Genomic DNA, 16,430 nt, shown 5'->3' with positions numbered 1-16,430 from the left:
GGGCGCGATGACGGTGTCAGCTTATCAGTTACCGAACGGCGGCTGAAGGATCAGTACCCCCGTTGCCTGTCGACCACGCCGGCAGGGGTATGCCCCGCCTCCAGCGCGCGAATGTTGGCGGCGATCTGATCCATCGCCTGCTGCGGCAACGTGATGGCAGCAATATGCGGGGTAATGGTGACACGCGGATGACGCCAGAACGGGTGATCCTGCGGCAGCGGCTCGCGGGCGAACACGTCCAGCGTGGCGGCGGCCAGTTGCCCCTGTTCCAACGCCGCCAGCAGATCGGCTTCCACCAGGTGCGCGCCGCGCGCGATGTTGATGAGGTAGGCGCCCGCGCTCAACTGTGCGAACAGCTCGCGGTTGAGGATGCCAACGGTCTCCGGCGTATTGGGCAGCAGGTTGATCAGCAGTTTGACGCCGTCGAGGAAGGCCGCGCGCTGATCCTCCCCGGCGAAGCTTTGCACGCCGTCAATCTGTTTGGCGCTGCGGCTCCAGCAGCGCACGCTAAAGCCAAACTCGGTCAGCTTACGCGCCACGCTCTGCCCCAGCACGCCGGCGCCTAGGATGCCGATGGTGAAATCATCCAGCGAGTGCGGATCGAGCGGCTGCCATTCCTGCCGCTGCTGCAACGCCTGATACTCGTCGAAACGGCGGAAATAGCGCAGCACATAGCTCAGCGCATATTCCTGCATCTGCTGCGCCATGCCGGTATCCTCCAGCCGCAGCAGCGGCACGCCGGCGGGCAGCGTGCCGGGGTGTTTGCGCTCCTGATCGAGAATGGCGTCGACGCCGGCGCCGAGGGCGAACACCGCTTTCAGATCGCGGCGGTTGGCTAACATCTCGTGCGGCGGGCGCCATACCAGCGCGTAATCCGCCGGCCGCTCGTCGCCGCGCTGCCATTCGCGGATCTCGGCCTGCGGCAGGCGTTGCTTGATGCCGGTCAGCCATTCCTGGGCGTTAAATAAGGGATGGTAATAGATGATGTTCATACTGCGGGCTCCCGTTTGTTTTTATTGGTTTTCCTTCAGCCTTCCGCGATTCATCGCCGGATGCAAGCGTTAAAGCCCAAAATAAAAACAGCCCCGACCAGTGGGGCTGTTGTGCATGTGCGCAAAATCAGGCGGCAGACGCGCCGTCGCGCCGGATAAGACGCCGCAACAGCGGAATGAGAATCAGCATCGCCAGGCCGACGCCCGTCGCCCCCCAACCCAGCGCGCTGAAGATTTCGCTGTAGCCGGGATTGGTTTGCAGCGGCGTGCTGCCGCTGTTTTCCGGCATCAGGCCGGATACGTAGCCCGCCAACACCGAAGCGACGCCGGTCACCATCATCCAGCAGCCCATCATCACGCCCTGATAGCGCGGCGGCGCCAGCTTGCCGATCATCGCGTAACCGATCGGCGAGATCATCAATTCACCGACGCTTTGCAGCACATAGCTGATGACGATCCATTTAAACGCCACCAGCCCGTCGCCGCCCGCCATGCTGATGCCCAGCGGCAATACCAGCATGCCGAGCCCGATGCAAAACAGCGATCCGGAGAACTGCAGCGGAATGTCGATGTTGCAGCCGCGAGCGCGCAGGCGGTTGAACCACCAGGCCAGCAGCGGGCCGCCCACCACGATCACCAGCGTGTTGATGTTCTGGATCCACTGCGGCGCCACCTGAATGCCGTAAACGTTCAGATTGATGTTGTGCTCGGAGAACAGCATCAGCCCCATCGGCGCCAGCTGATACAGCGCCCAGAACACCAGCGACCCCAGCGCCAGGATCAGATAGGCCGCCATTCTGCGGCGCTCATCGCGCGGATGGTGGCGCAGCGTCACGAGGCACAGCATCAGGAAGATCAGCGCGCCGAGCACGATCACGAAATGGCCGCTGAACTCGGCATGGGTCAGCATCACGCGGATAATCGGCACCAGCGCCACCAGCACCGCCAACCCGACCAGCATGCGCCAGCGGTATTGGCTGCGGCTGGCGTCGTGGAGCGGCGTATTGAGATCGGCCAGAATGCGCCAGCGACAGACGGCGACGATGATCGCCGCCGCGTTGCCCAGCGTGGCGAACAGGAACAGCGCGCGATAATTTTCCGTCAGTTGGAAATACCCGGCCACAGTAAAGCCAACGAAGAACCCGAGGTTCATGCCGGCGTAATTCCACAGGAACGCCGATTCGCGCCGATCATCGTCCGGTTTGAAACGCTGGGTGAGCATCATATTGATGCAGGTCACGTTGAGACCGCTGCCGGTCAGGAACATCGCCAGCCCCCAGTACAACCCCCACACGCCCGCGACGGCAATCAGCGCGCAGCCGAACACCTGCAGCACCATACCGAGCACGAACAGGTTGCGGTTGCTGAGGAAACGGCCGCCGAGATAGCCGCCGAACATGTGCAGGCCATAGTTGAAGGCGCCGAACACGCCCATCATGGCATTGGCGCTGCTTTCGTTGAAACCCAATCGCTTGGTGGCGTACAGCACCAGCGTGGAATAGAGCACGGCGAAACCCAGCGTGGCGAAGATCTGGATGAAGAACAGCGCCCCCGCGCCGGGGGGAATGGCATGGCGCGCTTGCGGCGCCGGCATGGCATCTGAAGGAGTCAAAACGAACCTCTACTGCATTATTATGTAATGAGTCTGTCCCTGTCTGCGGTATCGCCGGCCTGTCAACCGGCAATCTGCGCGGCGACGTGATGTTCCTTGCCAAAAACGCCGCGCCGACATGATTCCATTTAGCGACACATCTGACTAATAATCCAGTATTAATGCATATAACAGCAAACAACCCAACCTCAATGGCGAGATATTGAGCTATCTGTACAGAAAAAAGTCAAACAATCGGCTTTCACGCATTTTGCTCGCTGCCGCCCTGTCCGCCGGCGGCCGAGAGTCAGGATATCGTTCGGTAAATCAGCAAATTGCTGCAAGTTTGGCTAAACAGTCATGAGAATGAAATAAGAGGGTTGACGCTGAGATCAGATTCTCCTACATTAGCGCCCGTCGACAGCGCAAGGCGTTATCGGCAACAAAACGGTGAGGTGTCTGAGTGGCTGAAGGAGCACGCCTGGAAAGTGTGTATACGCGAAAGTGTATCGAGGGTTCGAACCCCTCTCTCACCGCCAAATTCAAAGAGAAAGCCTGGATTCGCGTCCAGGCTTTTTTTTTGCATGGCGCACCGCCGAGAGGGGTGAGAAGCCTCGACAGGGTTCGACAAAACGCCCGCGTTTTGGACCGCCAACGGCGGCCCGTAGGGTGAGCGCAGCGAATCAAGCCCTCTCTCACCGCCAAATTCAAAGAGAAAGCCTGGATTCGCGTCCAGGCTTTTTTTTTGCATGGTGCACCGCCGAGAGGGGTGAGAAGCCCCGACAGGGTTCGACAAAACGCCCGCGTTTTGGACCGCCAACGGCGGCCCGCCGCGAACGCCTCCCGCCTTACGCTGCCGAGGTTCCCCTTTTTCTCGGTTCTCCTAGAACCGCCTCTCTGATTTTCTCGCCCTTTCATGACTTCTGACGTGTAGTTCGCCGCAGTTTTCAACAAAGTGAACACGGCTTGAGCGGACAAGCAAAAACACAGAAATTATTCTTGACCGGATCGGCCCCACTCCCTATAGTAGCGCCCCGTTGCAGCGATGATTTCGCAACAAAAAAATATGGTGAGGTGTCCGAGTGGCTGAAGGAGCACGCCTGGAAAGTGTGTATACGCGAAAGTGTATCGAGGGTTCGAATCCCTCCCTCACCGCCATATTCTAACGAGAAAGCCTGAGCGAAAGTTCAGGCTTTTTTGTTTGCATCGCGCACCGACCGGGAGGGTGAGAATCCTCGACAGGGTTCGACAAAACGCCTGCGTTTTGGACCGCCAACGGCGGCCCGCAGGGTGAGCGCAGCGAATCTATCCCTCCCTTACCGCCATATTCTAACGAGAAAGCCTGAGCGAAAGTTCAGGCTTTTTTGTATGCATAGCGCACCAACCGGGAGGGTGAGAATCCTCAACAGGGTTCGACAAAACGCCTGCGTTTTGGACCGCCAACGGCGGCCCGCAGGGTGAGCGCAGCGAATCTATCCCTCCCTCACCGCCATAAAAAAGCCCGAACGCAAATTCAGGCTTTTTTATTCCCACTGCCAAACCGCTCAGTGATGCGTGCATCTCACCGCCGTCGGCTGCGCCAGTGCGCGGCGCCAATCCCCCGGCGTTTGGCCGAACTGGCGTTTGAAGCTGCGATTGAACGACTGCTGTGAGTCGAAGCCAAGCGAGATCGCCACGCTGACGATCGGTTCGCCGCTGTTGGCCAGGCGCTCCGCCGACACCTTCAGTTTTTGCATGCGGATATACTCCCCCAACGCATAGCCGGTCTGGCGCTTGAACATGCGCTGCAGATGCCATTTGGAGTAGCCCGCGCGGTCCGCTACGGTGTTGATATCCAGTTTTTCTTCCAGATTGTTGTCGATCCACGTCTTCAAATCGGTAATGAAACCCGTCGTGTTCATGCTGATGCTCCCATCATGTCGGCAGGGTCCCCCTCTGCCCAGTGCGCATACGTTGCAACAGTTTCGCTTTAAATGCAATTTTTATTATTGCATTTACCAGAAAGCCGCCTCTATACTCCACCCAATTAATGTAACCGATATTGATACATTAATGTGACACCAATATGTTTCAAAACCTAACGTTGCGCCATGACAAGGCGCGGCGCCCCTTTCGCCGAACGCCGGCATGAAGGGAAAAGCCCGGAAAACAGGGCTGGGTATGGGGCCAGACAGCGCTTACTTATCGGAATAAAAATAATGCCAAATCAACCAAACTCATCGTTCAACGCCGGCCGCCGCACGCGCGCCTTCGCTCTGGGCCAGCGGCTCTCCGGGGTGGCGCTGCTGGCCGCCCTGCTCGCCGGGTGTGACAACAGCGTCGCGCACAACGCCCCGCCACCGCCGCCGGTGGTCAGCGCCGCCAGCGTGGTGGTCAAACCGATCAGCCAGTGGGATGCGTTCAATGGCCGGGTCGAAGCGGTGCAAAGCGTACAGCTGCGCCCGCGGGTTTCCGGCTACATCGAGCGGGTCAACTACACCGAAGGCGACGAGGTGAAGAAAGGCCAGGTGCTGTTCATCATTGACGATCGCACCTACCGCGCCGCGCGCGAACAGGCGCAGGCGGAGCTGGTGCGGGCGCGCAATCAGGCAGCCCTCGCGCGCAGCGAATCTTCGCGAACCGAGAAACTGATCGGCACTCAGGCCATCTCGCAAGAGGTGTGGGAACAGCGCCGTTCGTCCGCCGCGCAGGCGCAAAGCAACGTGCTGGCGGCGCAGGCCCAGCTCGATATGGCGCAGCTTAATCTCGACTTTACCCGCGTCACCGCCCCGATCGACGGGCGCGCCAGCCGCGCGATGATCACCGCCGGCAACCTGGTCACCGCCGGCGACAGCGCCAGCGTGCTGACGACGCTGGTATCGCTCGATAAGGTTTACGTCTATTTCGACGTGGATGAGGCGACCTTCCTGCGCTATCAGCAGCAGGGCCGACACGACGCGCGCCTGCCGGTGAAGGTGGGCCTGGTGGGCGAAGACGGCACTCCGCATCAGGGGCTGGTGGACTTCACCGACAATCAGTTGAACGCCGGTACCGGCACCATCCGCATGCGCGCCCTGCTCGACAACCGCGATCGCCGCTTCACGCCGGGGCTGTTCGCCCGCGTGCAGATGCCCGGCAGCGCCGAGTTCAACGCCATGCTGATCGACGACAAAGCGGTGATGACCGATCAGAACCGCAAGTTCGTTTACATCGTCGATAAAGACGGCAAGGCGCAGCGCCGCGACATCGACGTGGGCCGGATGGCCGAAGGATTGCGCATTGTGCAAAAAGGCCTGGTGAACGGCGATCGGGTGATCGTCGACGGCATGCAGAAAGTGTTTATGCCGGGCATGCCGGTCGACGCGAAAAGCGTCGCCATGACCACCACCGCCTCCGCCCTTAACTAAGCTCCCAGCAGAGAATTCTGACCCATGGACTTTTCCCGTTTTTTCATCGACCGGCCGATCTTCGCCGCGGTGCTGTCGATACTGATTTTTGTCGCCGGGGTGATCGCCATTCCGCTGCTGCCGATCAGCGAGTACCCGGACGTGGTGCCGCCCAGCGTACAGGTGCGCGCCGAATACCCGGGCGCCAACCCGAAAGAGATTGCTGAAACGGTGGCGACGCCGCTGGAAGAAGCGATCAACGGTGTCGAAAACATGATGTACATGAAATCGGTCGCCGGCTCCGACGGCGTGCTGGTGACCACCGTCACCTTCCGCCCGGGCACCGATCCCGATCAGGCGCAGGTACAGGTGCAAAACCGCGTGGCGCAGGCCGAAGCGCGCCTGCCGGAGGACGTACGCCGCCAGGGCATCACTACCCAGAAACAGTCTCCGGCGCTGACGCTGGTGGTGCATCTGGTATCGCCTTCCGGCAAGTACGACTCGCTGTATCTGCGCAACTACGCCACCCTGAAGGTCAAGGATGAACTGGCCCGCCTGCCGGGCGTCGGTCAGGTGCAGATCTTCGGCGCCGGCGAATACGCAATGCGCATCTGGCTCGATCCGAACAAGGTCGCCGCGCGTGGCCTGACCGCCTCCGACGTGGTGAGCGCCATGCAGGAGCAGAACGTGCAGGTCTCCGCCGGCCAGCTCGGCGCGGAGCCGATGCCGACGCGCAGCGACTATCTGCTGTCGATCAACGCCCAGGGCCGCCTGCAAACCGAAGAAGAGTTCGGCAACATCATTCTCAAGAGCGGCGATAACGGCGAGATCGTGCGGCTGCGCGACGTGGCGCGCATCGAAATGGGTTCCGGCAGCTACGCGCTGCGCGCCCAGCTCAACAACAAGGATGCGGTCGGCATCGGCATCTTCCAGTCGCCGGGCGCCAACGCCATCGAGCTGTCGGACGCGGTGCGCGGCAAGATGGCCGAGCTGGCGACCCGCTTCCCGGACGGCATGAGCTGGAAATCACCGTACGATCCGACGGTGTTCGTGCGCGATTCGATCCGCGCGGTGGTGGACACCCTGCTGGAAGCGGTGATCCTGGTAGTGCTGGTGGTCATTCTGTTCCTGCAGACCTGGCGCGCCTCGATCATTCCCCTGTTGGCGGTGCCGATCTCCGTGGTCGGCACCTTCGCCGCGCTGTATCTGCTCGGCTTCTCGCTCAACACCCTCAGCCTGTTCGGGCTGGTGCTGGCGATCGGCATCGTGGTGGATGACGCCATCGTGGTGGTGGAGAACGTCGAGCGCAACATCGAAGAGGGGCTGTCGCCGCTGGCGGCGGCGCACCAGGCGATGCGCGAGGTCTCCGGCCCGATCATCGCCATCGCCGTGGTGCTGTGTGCGGTGTTTGTGCCGATGGCGTTCCTCTCCGGCGTTACCGGCCAGTTCTACAAACAGTTCGCCGTCACCATCGCCATCTCGACGGTGATCTCCGCCATCAACTCGCTGACCCTGTCGCCGGCGTTGGCGGCGCGCTTGCTGAAGCCGCACGGCGCGCCGAAAGATCTGCCGTCGCGCCTGATCGACCGGCTGTTCGGCTGGCTGTTCCGGCCGTTCAACCGCTTCTTCGCCAGCGGCTCGCAGCGTTATCAGCACGGGGTATCCCGCGTGCTGGGCCGACGCGGCGCAGTGTTCGTCGTCTACCTGCTGCTGCTGGTCGCCGCCGGGGTGATGTTCAAGACCGTGCCCGGCGGCTTTATCCCGACGCAGGACAAGCTGTATCTGATTGGCGGCGTGAAGATGCCGGAAGGCGCCTCGCTGGAGCGCACCGATGCGGTGATCCGCAAGATGAGCGCCATCGGCCTGAGCGTGGACGGCGTCACCGATGCGGTGGCCTTCCCCGGCCTGAACGCGCTGCAGTTCACCAATACGCCGAATACCGGCACGGTGTTCTTCGCGCTGGAGTCATTGAGCACCCGTACCCGCACCGCGGCGCAGATCAACGCCGAGATCAACGCGCGCATTTCGCAGATCCAGGAAGGTTTCGCCTTCTCGATCATGCCGCCGCCGATCCTCGGCATCGGCCAGGGTTCCGGCTATTCGCTGTACGTGCAGGATCGCGGCGGGCTGGGTTACGGCGCGCTGCAGACCGCGATCAACACGATGTCCGGCGCCATTATGCAAACGCCGGGCATGGGCTTCCCGATCTCCTCTTATCAGGCCAACGTGCCGCAGCTGGACGCCAAAATCGATCGCGACAAGGCCAAAGCTCAGGGGGTGCCGCTCAATGCGCTGTTCAGCACGCTGCAGACCTACCTCGGTTCGTCTTACATCAACGACTTTAACCGTTACGGCCGCACCTGGAAGGTGATGGCGCAGGCCGACGGCCAGTTCCGCGACAGCGTGGAAGACATCGCCAACCTGCGTACCCGCAACGACAAAGGCGAAATGGTGCCGATCGGCAGTATGGTCAGCATCGGCACGACCTACGGCCCGGATCCGGTGATCCGCTACAATGGTTTCCCGGCGGCGGACCTGATCGGCGACGCCGATCCGCGCGTCCTCTCCTCTACCCAGGCGATGAGCGCACTGACGCAAATGGCCGACAAGCTGTTGCCGAACGGCATGAACATCCAGTGGACCGATCTGAGCTACCAGCAATCGACCCAGGGCAACGCCGCGCTGGTGGTGTTCCCGGTCGCGGTGCTGCTGGCGTTCCTCGCGCTGGCGGCGCTGTATGAAAGCTGGACGCTGCCGCTGGCGGTGATCCTGATCGTGCCGATGACCATGCTGTCGGCGCTGTTCGGCGTATGGCTGACCGGCGGCGACAACAACGTGTTCGTGCAGGTCGGGTTGGTCGTTCTGATGGGGCTGGCCTGCAAGAACGCTATTCTGATCGTCGAGTTCGCCCGCGAGCTGGAAATGCAGGGCAAAGGCATCGTCGAGGCAGCGCTGGAAGCCTGTCGCCTGCGGTTGCGACCGATCGTGATGACCTCCATCGCCTTCATCGCCGGCACCATCCCGCTGATCCTCGGCCACGGCGCCGGCGCCGAAGTGCGCGGCGTCACCGGCATCACGGTGTTCTCCGGCATGCTGGGGGTCACGCTGTTCGGGCTGTTCCTGACGCCGGTGTTCTACGTCACCCTGCGTCGCCTGGTGGCACGCAAAACGCAGACGCAGACGGCGTAATCCTCGTCTTAACATGCAAAAAGGTCGGGCATTGCCCGACCTTTCTTTATGCATGCGAACCGCGATTATTTATCGGCGGTTTCGGCCTCTTGCGCGGCGGCGTATTCCGCACAGGCGCGCTTGTCGCCCCGCTCCAGTTCGGCCAGCGAGTCAGCCACGGTGTGGCGCGCCAGCACCGCGAGCGAAGCCTGCTCGGCCTCGTTCACCACCGATTTGAAATACCAACAGGCGTTGGCGCTCACCAGGCAACGGGCCGGCACTTCAGGGCGTGAGGCCCAGATGCGCTTGTCGTCGATCACCGCCAGGTAGATATCCCGCAGGGTAATCTCTTCCGCCGGGCGGCCAAGGTGGATAGAGCCGTTTCGGCCCAGGGTGGAAACGATGATGCCGTCTTTGGTCAGCGGCACCATCAGTTTGCGGATAAAGCTCGGGTTAGCTTCCAGAGTGGCGGCGAGCGTGGCGCTCGTCGAACGCATGCCCTGCTTCTCAGCTACGGCGACGCTAAGGACCATTTGCAACGCTGTCGGAAAGCGAAAATCTAACATGTCGTTATCTCTGCGAGACGAAATACTCGGGTTTGGCCGGTGCGGCGATTAGCGCCGAACACACCGCTTAATCGCACAATAATATAACAAACGCGGGGGCTTTTTTGAAGTTTTGCCCAGTGATATCGCACGCAGACATTAGAACGATCGTCGAATTCGCGGGCAGACAAAAAGCAGAAACCCGCGTCAATGTTAACGCCGCTCGCTTAACCGAGTTAAACGATCAGAACTAACACTGCCCGCGGGTTTAATTCGAATGCGTCGATCAGGCTCTGTTCAGCACCAGCTGGCCGTTTTTGTCCAACGGGATTTGGGTGCCCGGATCGTGATCCATGCGGATCTTGCCCTGCTGATTGCCGATCTTGTAGGTCACGTCATAGCCCAGCATTTTCTGAGACTTGTCGTAGACCGTTTTGCAACGCTGCTGAACGCTGGTGGTGACGTCGTTATTCTGCATCGCCCCTTGCACCTGGTTACCGGCGTAGCCGCCGCCCAGAGCGCCCACCACGGTCGCCACGTCGCGTCCGCGACCGCCGCCGAACTGGTGGCCGATCACGCCGCCCGCCACTGCGCCCAGCACAGAACCGGCGATGCGGTTTTCATCCTGCACCGGTGCACGGTGCGTGACGGTGACGTTGCGGCATTCCTGACGCGGCGTTTTGATGGTTTCTTTAATCGGCGTTGCGGCGAGCACCTGCGCATATTGCGGACCGGCAGAAAAGACGTCCAGGCTGGCTACCGCGGCAATCCCCAGAGCGGCAGCGATGCCAATCCCAACACCGGCTAACATTGACTTGTTCACAGGAAACCTCCTGAAAGTGTTACCACGCATTTTTTCCGGGTCTGTTACCGGCATGGCACCGCGCTTATTATTTTGCGCATGGGCGGCTTGCGGTATCCCGGTTTACGGCGTGCGCGACGCGCCGTCTGTAAACGAGGTAAAGTCTGCACAATGATTTGAGGGCTCGCAATAAGACAAGGGGACCAAAAATGCGGGAAAACGGCCGTTTTGCCGTTGTTTAGGAGGAATCTTAAGAATTTTACCCATGTCGGCGACAGCTTATGCTGAAGAATCAAGCAACCGCCGCCGTTAGCCTCGCCCCGCCATAAAAAAACCCGCGCGGGCGAACCGGCGCGGGTTGATCGACAACGGCGGGATCAGTGCATCTTCAGACGCGGGCGGATCACCCGGTTAATGCCGCCCACCAGCATCATCAGGCCGGTTTTGATGTAGCCGTGCAGCGCCACCTGGTGCATGCGGTACAGCGAGATATAGACGAAACGCGCAATGCGCCCTTCCACCATCATCGAGCCGCGCATCAGGTTGCCCATCAGGCTGCCAACGGTGCTAAAGCGCGACAGCGACACCAGCGAACCGTGGTCTTTGTACACGTAAGGCTTCAGCGTCTGACCGTTCATCAGCGCCAGGATATTGGTGGCGCAGCGTGAGGCCATCTGGTGCGCCGACTGGGCGCGCGGCGGCACGAAACCGCCGCCCTCTTTCGGGCAAGAGGCGCAGTCGCCGATGGCGAAGATGTTCGGATCGCGCGTGGTCTGCAGCGTCGGCTCCACCACCAACTGGTTGATGCGGTTGGTTTCCAGGCCGCCGATGTCCTTCATAAAGTCCGGCGCCTTGATGCCCGCCGCCCACACCATCAGATCGGCGTCGATGAACTCGCCGCCCTTGGTATTCAGGCCTTTGGCGTCCGCGCTGGTCACCATGGTGTTGGTCAGCACGCGCACGCCCAACTTGATCAGCTCCTGGTGCGCCGCAGCGGAAATGCGCGGCGGCAGCGCCGGCAGAATGCGCTCGCCGGCTTCGACCAGCGTCACGTTGAGCGCGCTGTTGTCCAGGCCTTCAAAACCGTAGCTGTGCAGCTGTTTCACCGCGTTGTGTAGTTCGGCGGACAGTTCAACGCCGGTGGCGCCGCCGCCGACGATGGCGATGTTGACCCGCTCTTTTTGCCCCGGCTGCGCCGAGAACTTCAGGAACAGGTTAAGCATTTCGTTGTGGAAACGACGTGCCTGATGCGGGTTATCCAGGAAGATGCAGTGCTCTTTCACGCCCGGCGTACCGAAATCGTTTGAGGTGCTGCCCAGCGCCATCACCAGGATGTCGTACGGCAGTTCACGCGCCGGCACCAGCTCGCCGCCCTGCTCGTCGCAGATCTGAGCCAGCTGCAGCGTTTGCGTCTCGCGGTTGATGTTGGTCAACGACCCCAGCTGGAAGCTGAAATGGTGATTGCGCGCGTGCGCCAGGTAGCTGAGCGCATCCACGCCGTCATCGAGGGAGCCGGTCGCCACTTCGTGCAACAGCGGTTTCCACAAATGGCTGTGGTTGCGATCCACCAGCGTGATCTCGGCTTTGTTCTTGCGGCCAAGTTTATGGCCCAGGCTGGTCGCCAGCTCCAGACCACCGGCGCCGCCGCCGACAATAACGATTTTCTTCTTTGGCGTTGTCAAAATAACCCCCTAAATGTGAACCATTTGTTATCCCAGGGTAAATAAATAATATCCTTAGAATACATAGGGTTCGCGTAAAATAAATCGGCTCTCTGCAGCCAGAATAGCATGTGAGGTTATTTGGTCATACCAAAATTGACGTACATCAATTTTTTTTGGTTAAAGGCTGGACGAGGGCATTTTTTGGGGATTGCGATTCAAATAGTTAGCGCTAAGTCACAGTTTTAAATTTTGCCGATTGCCACGCAAAATCTGGCTTTGGCGCACAAAAAAGCCGCACTTTCCGTCGGTGAAAAACGGGGAGCGCGGCTCGCGGCAGCGTTATGAAACTGTTAACCCAGCGCCTTGAACGCCTTGAGCCGCTGCAGATGCGGCGAGATGTTTTTGAACTTGTGCGTCTGCTGTTCATCCCACACGATCTCGTAGTAGTGATGCAGCAATTCGGCGCTGCGCCGGTTATCCAGCACCTCGTCGTGGCGCGACAGCACCACCAGACAGCGATCGCGGTTTTTCTCGCGGAAATCCTCCACGCACTTGGTGGCGATATCGCGATACTCTTCCGGCCGGTCTATCTTGCCGTGCATGTGCTCTTCCGGGTACAGGTTGGGATTGAACATCGCCTGGCGAATGCCGCACAGGAAGCCGATGCGCTCCGCCCAGAAGCCGCCGAGGCCGACCCCGCAGATCAACGGGTGCGCATCGCCGCCCTGCTGCACCGCCTTGTCCACCTCTTTCAACAGATGCTGCATGTCGTGACGCGGGTGCAGAGTGCTGTAGCTGATAAAGCGCACATCCGGATCGATAAACTGCAGCTGTAACACCTTTTCATGATTGCCGGGGCTGGTGGAATCGAAGCCGTGCAAATAGATAATCATGTGGATCCTCGCAACAAGCCAAGGGCCGCGGGCGCGGCCCTCATCATTTCCGCTCTGCGCCGCGATGCGGCGCCTGGATTCACCCTTGCGAACGCTGCTTGTGCTCCTCCCAGCGTTCGCTCAGCGCGCTGAGCGCCTTGTGCGCCTGCTGCCAGCGCTCGGAGTCGCGCAGCTCCTGACGGGTGAACTGACCGCGATGATATAACCGCTTCACCTTCTCTGCTTTGACCGGGGACAGGTTATCCAACACGCTGACCGCGCCTTCGCGGTGGTTGCACACCAGGATCATGTCGCAACCGGCATCCAGCGCCGCCTGGCCGCGTTCGGCATAGCTGCCCATGATGGCGGCGCCTTCCATCGACAGATCGTCGGAGAAAATCACGCCGTCGAAACCCAGCTCCTGACGCAGGATCTGCTGCAGCCAGTACGGCGAGCCGCTGGCCGGACGCGGGTCCGCTTCAGTATAGATGACGTGAGCCGGCATGACGGCGTCCAGCAGCTGACGATTGATCAGCTCGCGGAAGATCGCCATGTCATGCTCGCGGATCTGCGCCAGCGGCCGCGGATCGCGCGGGGTTTCCTTGTGCGAATCGGCGCTGACAGCGCCGTGCCCCGGGAAGTGCTTACCGGTGGTTTTCATGCCGGCGCTGTGCATGCCGAGGATAAAGCGCTCCGCCATCACCAACGCCTGCTGCGGATCGCTGTGGAACGAACGCTCGCCAATCGCCGCGCTGGCATGGCCGATGTCCAGCACCGGCGCAAAGCTGATGTCGATATCCTGCGCGATCATCTCCGCCGCCATCAGCCAGCCGGCCTCCTGCGCCAGGCGACCGCCTTCTTGCGCATCGTTCAAGGCGGCGAACGATTGCGCCGCCGGCAAGCGGGTGAAGCCTTCGCGGAAACGCTGCACGCGTCCGCCCTCCTGATCCACGGCCACCACCAGCCGATCGTGCGAAGCGGCGCGGATCTGGCGCACCAGCTCACGCAGCTGCTCCGCATCGTGGAAATTGCGGGTAAACAGGATCAATCCGCCAACCAGCGGGTGTTTCAAAATCTCGCGTTCTTCTGCATCCAGCTCGTAGCCGGCGACATCTAGCATTACTGGGCCCACGGGCACCTCACTTCATATTGTTCGTTCAGAATTCGGATGATGATAAACAGAATTGCCGGCGCAGCGCCGCGCCCCAGCGCAAAAATTCAACGTCGCCGCTCTGCTGCCAGCGCACTTCAAACCACAGCAGCATCAGATAATCCACCCACGGCAGCCAGCGCTGCACCTGCGCCTGCAGCCGGGCGACGTCGTGATAGCCCTGACGCGCATAGTGCTGCAAAAAGCGCTGCTGCGGCTCAGCCGTCCAGCCGTTGCCGCGAAACAGCGCGGCGATATCCAACGCCACATCGCCGTCGGCGGCATACTCCCAGTCGATAAGCCGCAGCCCCTCGCCGGTCGCGAGCAAATTGCCCGGGTGGATGTCCATGTGCAGCGGCGCCAGGCGTAATGGCCGCGGCGGCGCGCAGCGTAAGAAATGACGCTGCCAACGCAGCCAGACGGGGGTTAAACGCCGCGTATCCAGCTGCTGCCAGTAGCGGAGGAACTGCCGCCGCAGATCCAGCCGGTAACCGCTGAGCGGCCGCCGATGCAGCGTCGTCGCCATCGCCGCCAGCTCGCCGCGTTGATTCAGCATGTCAAATTCAGCTTCTGTGACGATGTCACCGTCGAGCCATTCGAGGACAAGCCACTGATTATTCTGCGCGAAAACCCGTGGCCCGAGCCCCGACGCGCAGCGACGCAAGACCTGCGCTTCCCGCCGTCTGCTCACGCCCAGCGCGCGTTTCTCCACGCTGTTTTGCCGCGCCAGCAGCGTAATGCCCGATCCGTCGATGCGCCAGCTCTCGCCGGTCAGCCCCTGCACCGGGCTGAAATGACAACCGGCGGTATTCACCGCCGGCAGTCTGGTTTCCATCAATTGTCGCAGCGCGGCCTCAGCGTTTAACGGCGCCATTGCCCGACCAGACGATCTCGCCGGTTTGCACCAGCATCAGCTGCATATCCAGCGCCGGCGACTTCACGTCGCCGCTGACGTCGCTGTACAACACGTACTGCGCGCCGACAATGCGCGCCAGGCCAATCGCCTTGCTGCGCGAACCGAAGCTGTCATCCGCCGACAGGCCCAGCGTTTGTCTGGCGCTCGTCAGCTTCGCTTCCGGCACCACGCTGAAGGTGGAGTTCGACGCCAGCGCCTTATACAGCGCCGCGGTGGCTTTGCCCATCTGCAGCGAGCCGTTGGTGTTATTCTTGACGCTGTCCAGCAGCAGCACGCTGCCGGCCGTGACGCCATCGGCCTTCAGCATCTGATTCACCAGCGGTTGAACGCTGCCCAGCCAGTCAAGCTGCTGGATTTTCGGCGGCTGCGGCACCGGCTCGGTGGTTGGCGGCTGCGGCTGCTCGACCGGCGGCGTTGGCTGTTCCGGTTCGGCGGTGACCGGCGGCAACGGCTGATCCGGCTCAGGCGGGCGCGACAGACAGCCGCTCAGGGTGAATGCGGCCAGCGCCACTAAGACGTACTTTTTCATGCTTTTTCTCCAAACCTGGCAAGCGCTTACAGGTACAGATACAGACGCGCGCTTTTAGCTTCCAGATTACCGTTAATCGAGTAGATTTTGGCGTCCGAGTTAGGCGCCACGACGATCTCACGCGGTTTCTCGAAGGGGCGAATATCCAGCCCCTGCGCGTCGTACCAATAGAAACGATAATGCACGGTGACCGGCGTCGGTTGGCTGTTATTGAGCACCGAAGTCGCCATCACCCGCCCGGAAGCGTTCGAGACAGAGGGCGTATCGGCAAAAATGCCGGCGGTCAGCACCGAAGGATCCATCACCACCGTTTGCCCCCGGTTAACCGCAATGCCGGATGGTGAACTGCACCCCATCAGCAACGCGGCGGGCAGCGCCAACGCCATCAGACAACGCAGAGTTTTTTTACCGCGCATGATTTCCTCGCTTAACGTGACAGCAGCGGCCCCAGCGAGCGGCCACCGACCAGGTGCATATGAATATGATAGACCTCCTGACCGGCGTGGCGGTTGCAGTTGACGATCAGGCGGTAGCCGTCTTCGGCGATGCCTTCCTGTTCGGCGATTTTTGCCGCGGCGGTGATCATCCGGCCCAATGCGGCCTCATGCTCCACGGTCACGTCGTTGACGGTTGGGATCAGCACGTTGGGAACGATCAGCACATGGGTGGGCGCCTGGGGGGAGATGTCACGGAAAGCGGTGACCAGTTCATCCTGGTAAACCACATCAGCAGGGATTTCGCGGCGGATAATTTTACTGAAAATCGTTTCTTCGGCCATCTGGCGTTCCTTGTTTTACACAATTAGCTGTACGCAGTATGAGTGACAAATTCTACTG

14 protein-coding genes, 2 tRNA genes and 3 other RNA genes are annotated in these 16,430 nt (G+C 60.9%); 7 read left to right on the top strand and 12 right to left on the bottom strand.

Annotated features, from left to right (window positions below; all coding sequences use genetic code 11):
• Positions 1 to 50: 50 nt before the first annotated feature.
• Positions 51 to 992: a glyoxylate/hydroxypyruvate reductase GhrA gene (gene ghrA, locus ACSBQS_RS05215; RefSeq protein WP_072627810.1), complete on the bottom strand. Its 942-nt coding sequence runs from the start codon at positions 990 to 992 to the stop codon at positions 51 to 53.
• A 127-nt stretch (positions 993 to 1,119) separates the two neighbouring features.
• Complete coding sequence (locus tag ACSBQS_RS05210; protein ID WP_353440418.1) at positions 1,120 to 2,586, bottom strand: peptide MFS transporter; 1,467 nt, start codon at positions 2,584 to 2,586, stop codon at positions 1,120 to 1,122.
• Between the two features lie 446 nt (positions 2,587 to 3,032).
• Between ACSBQS_RS05210 and ACSBQS_RS05205 the strand changes: the two genes are divergently transcribed.
• From ACSBQS_RS05205 to ACSBQS_RS05185, 5 genes are all read left to right on the top strand, one after another.
• Positions 3,033 to 3,122, top strand: a tRNA-Ser gene (locus tag ACSBQS_RS05205).
• A gap of 44 nt (positions 3,123 to 3,166) precedes the next feature.
• A non-coding RNA gene (locus ACSBQS_RS05200) (RtT sRNA) lies at positions 3,167 to 3,287 on the top strand.
• Between the two features lie 364 nt (positions 3,288 to 3,651).
• A tRNA-Ser gene (locus ACSBQS_RS05195) sits at positions 3,652 to 3,741 on the top strand.
• A gap of 47 nt (positions 3,742 to 3,788) precedes the next feature.
• Positions 3,789 to 3,908: non-coding RNA, RtT sRNA (locus ACSBQS_RS05190), on the top strand.
• A 47-nt stretch (positions 3,909 to 3,955) separates the two neighbouring features.
• Positions 3,956 to 4,075: non-coding RNA, RtT sRNA (locus tag ACSBQS_RS05185), on the top strand.
• Between the two features lie 52 nt (positions 4,076 to 4,127).
• On the opposite strand, the gene ACSBQS_RS05180 is transcribed toward ACSBQS_RS05185, so the two are convergent.
• Positions 4,128 to 4,484 carry a helix-turn-helix domain-containing protein gene (locus ACSBQS_RS05180; protein ID WP_033642706.1) on the bottom strand — a complete coding sequence of 119 codons (357 nt, stop codon included), beginning with the start codon at positions 4,482 to 4,484 and terminating at the stop codon, positions 4,128 to 4,130.
• A gap of 297 nt (positions 4,485 to 4,781) precedes the next feature.
• On the opposite strand from ACSBQS_RS05180, the gene sdeA reads away from it, so the two are divergent.
• Entirely contained in the window at positions 4,782 to 5,969 is a 1,188-nt protein-coding gene (sdeA, locus tag ACSBQS_RS05175; protein ID WP_434989827.1) for a multidrug efflux RND transporter periplasmic adaptor subunit SdeA, read from the top strand.
• Between the two features lie 24 nt (positions 5,970 to 5,993).
• Positions 5,994 to 9,137: a multidrug efflux RND transporter permease subunit SdeB gene (gene sdeB, locus ACSBQS_RS05170; RefSeq protein WP_046686866.1), complete on the top strand. Its 3,144-nt coding sequence runs from the start codon at positions 5,994 to 5,996 to the stop codon at positions 9,135 to 9,137.
• 65 nt (positions 9,138 to 9,202) lie between these two features.
• Here sdeB and ACSBQS_RS05165 read toward each other — a convergent pair whose 3' ends face one another.
• From ACSBQS_RS05165 to hinT, 9 genes are all read right to left on the bottom strand, one after another.
• Entirely contained in the window at positions 9,203 to 9,682 is a 480-nt protein-coding gene (locus ACSBQS_RS05165; protein ID WP_033642703.1) for an RrF2 family transcriptional regulator, read from the bottom strand.
• 265 nt (positions 9,683 to 9,947) lie between these two features.
• Positions 9,948 to 10,484 (bottom strand): glycine zipper 2TM domain-containing protein, encoded by a 537-nt coding sequence (locus ACSBQS_RS05160; protein ID WP_004928798.1) that lies wholly within the window; start codon positions 10,482 to 10,484, stop codon positions 9,948 to 9,950.
• 356 nt (positions 10,485 to 10,840) lie between these two features.
• Complete coding sequence (locus ACSBQS_RS05155; RefSeq protein ID WP_004928794.1) at positions 10,841 to 12,145, bottom strand: NAD(P)/FAD-dependent oxidoreductase; 1,305 nt, start codon at positions 12,143 to 12,145, stop codon at positions 10,841 to 10,843.
• A 332-nt stretch (positions 12,146 to 12,477) separates the two neighbouring features.
• Complete coding sequence (ycfP, locus tag ACSBQS_RS05150; protein WP_015377468.1) at positions 12,478 to 13,020, bottom strand: alpha/beta hydrolase YcfP; 543 nt, start codon at positions 13,018 to 13,020, stop codon at positions 12,478 to 12,480.
• Positions 13,021 to 13,099: 79 nt separating this feature from the next.
• Positions 13,100 to 14,119, bottom strand: a complete 1,020-nt coding sequence (nagZ, locus tag ACSBQS_RS05145) for a beta-N-acetylhexosaminidase (RefSeq protein ID WP_201884695.1) — start codon at positions 14,117 to 14,119, stop codon at positions 13,100 to 13,102.
• A 37-nt stretch (positions 14,120 to 14,156) separates the two neighbouring features.
• Positions 14,157 to 15,023 (bottom strand): thiamine kinase, encoded by an 867-nt coding sequence (gene thiK, locus ACSBQS_RS05140; protein ID WP_147880241.1) that lies wholly within the window; start codon positions 15,021 to 15,023, stop codon positions 14,157 to 14,159.
• Entirely contained in the window at positions 15,004 to 15,594 is a 591-nt protein-coding gene (gene lpoB, locus ACSBQS_RS05135) for a penicillin-binding protein activator LpoB (protein WP_044031470.1), read from the bottom strand. The genes thiK and lpoB overlap by 20 nt, the downstream gene beginning before the upstream one ends.
• 26 nt (positions 15,595 to 15,620) lie before the next feature.
• Entirely contained in the window at positions 15,621 to 16,010 is a 390-nt protein-coding gene (locus ACSBQS_RS05130; RefSeq protein ID WP_025302428.1) for a YcfL family protein, read from the bottom strand.
• 11 nt (positions 16,011 to 16,021) lie between these two features.
• Positions 16,022 to 16,372: a purine nucleoside phosphoramidase gene (hinT, locus tag ACSBQS_RS05125; RefSeq protein ID WP_004928776.1), complete on the bottom strand. Its 351-nt coding sequence runs from the start codon at positions 16,370 to 16,372 to the stop codon at positions 16,022 to 16,024.
• Positions 16,373 to 16,430: the final 58 nt, after the last annotated feature.

The sequence above is a fragment of the Serratia sp. H402Y genome (assembly GCF_051172415.1).
GTDB classification, from domain to species: Bacteria; Pseudomonadota; Gammaproteobacteria; order Enterobacterales; family Enterobacteriaceae; genus Serratia; species Serratia ureilytica.
This window is presented reverse-complemented; position numbering and strand designations above follow the sequence as displayed.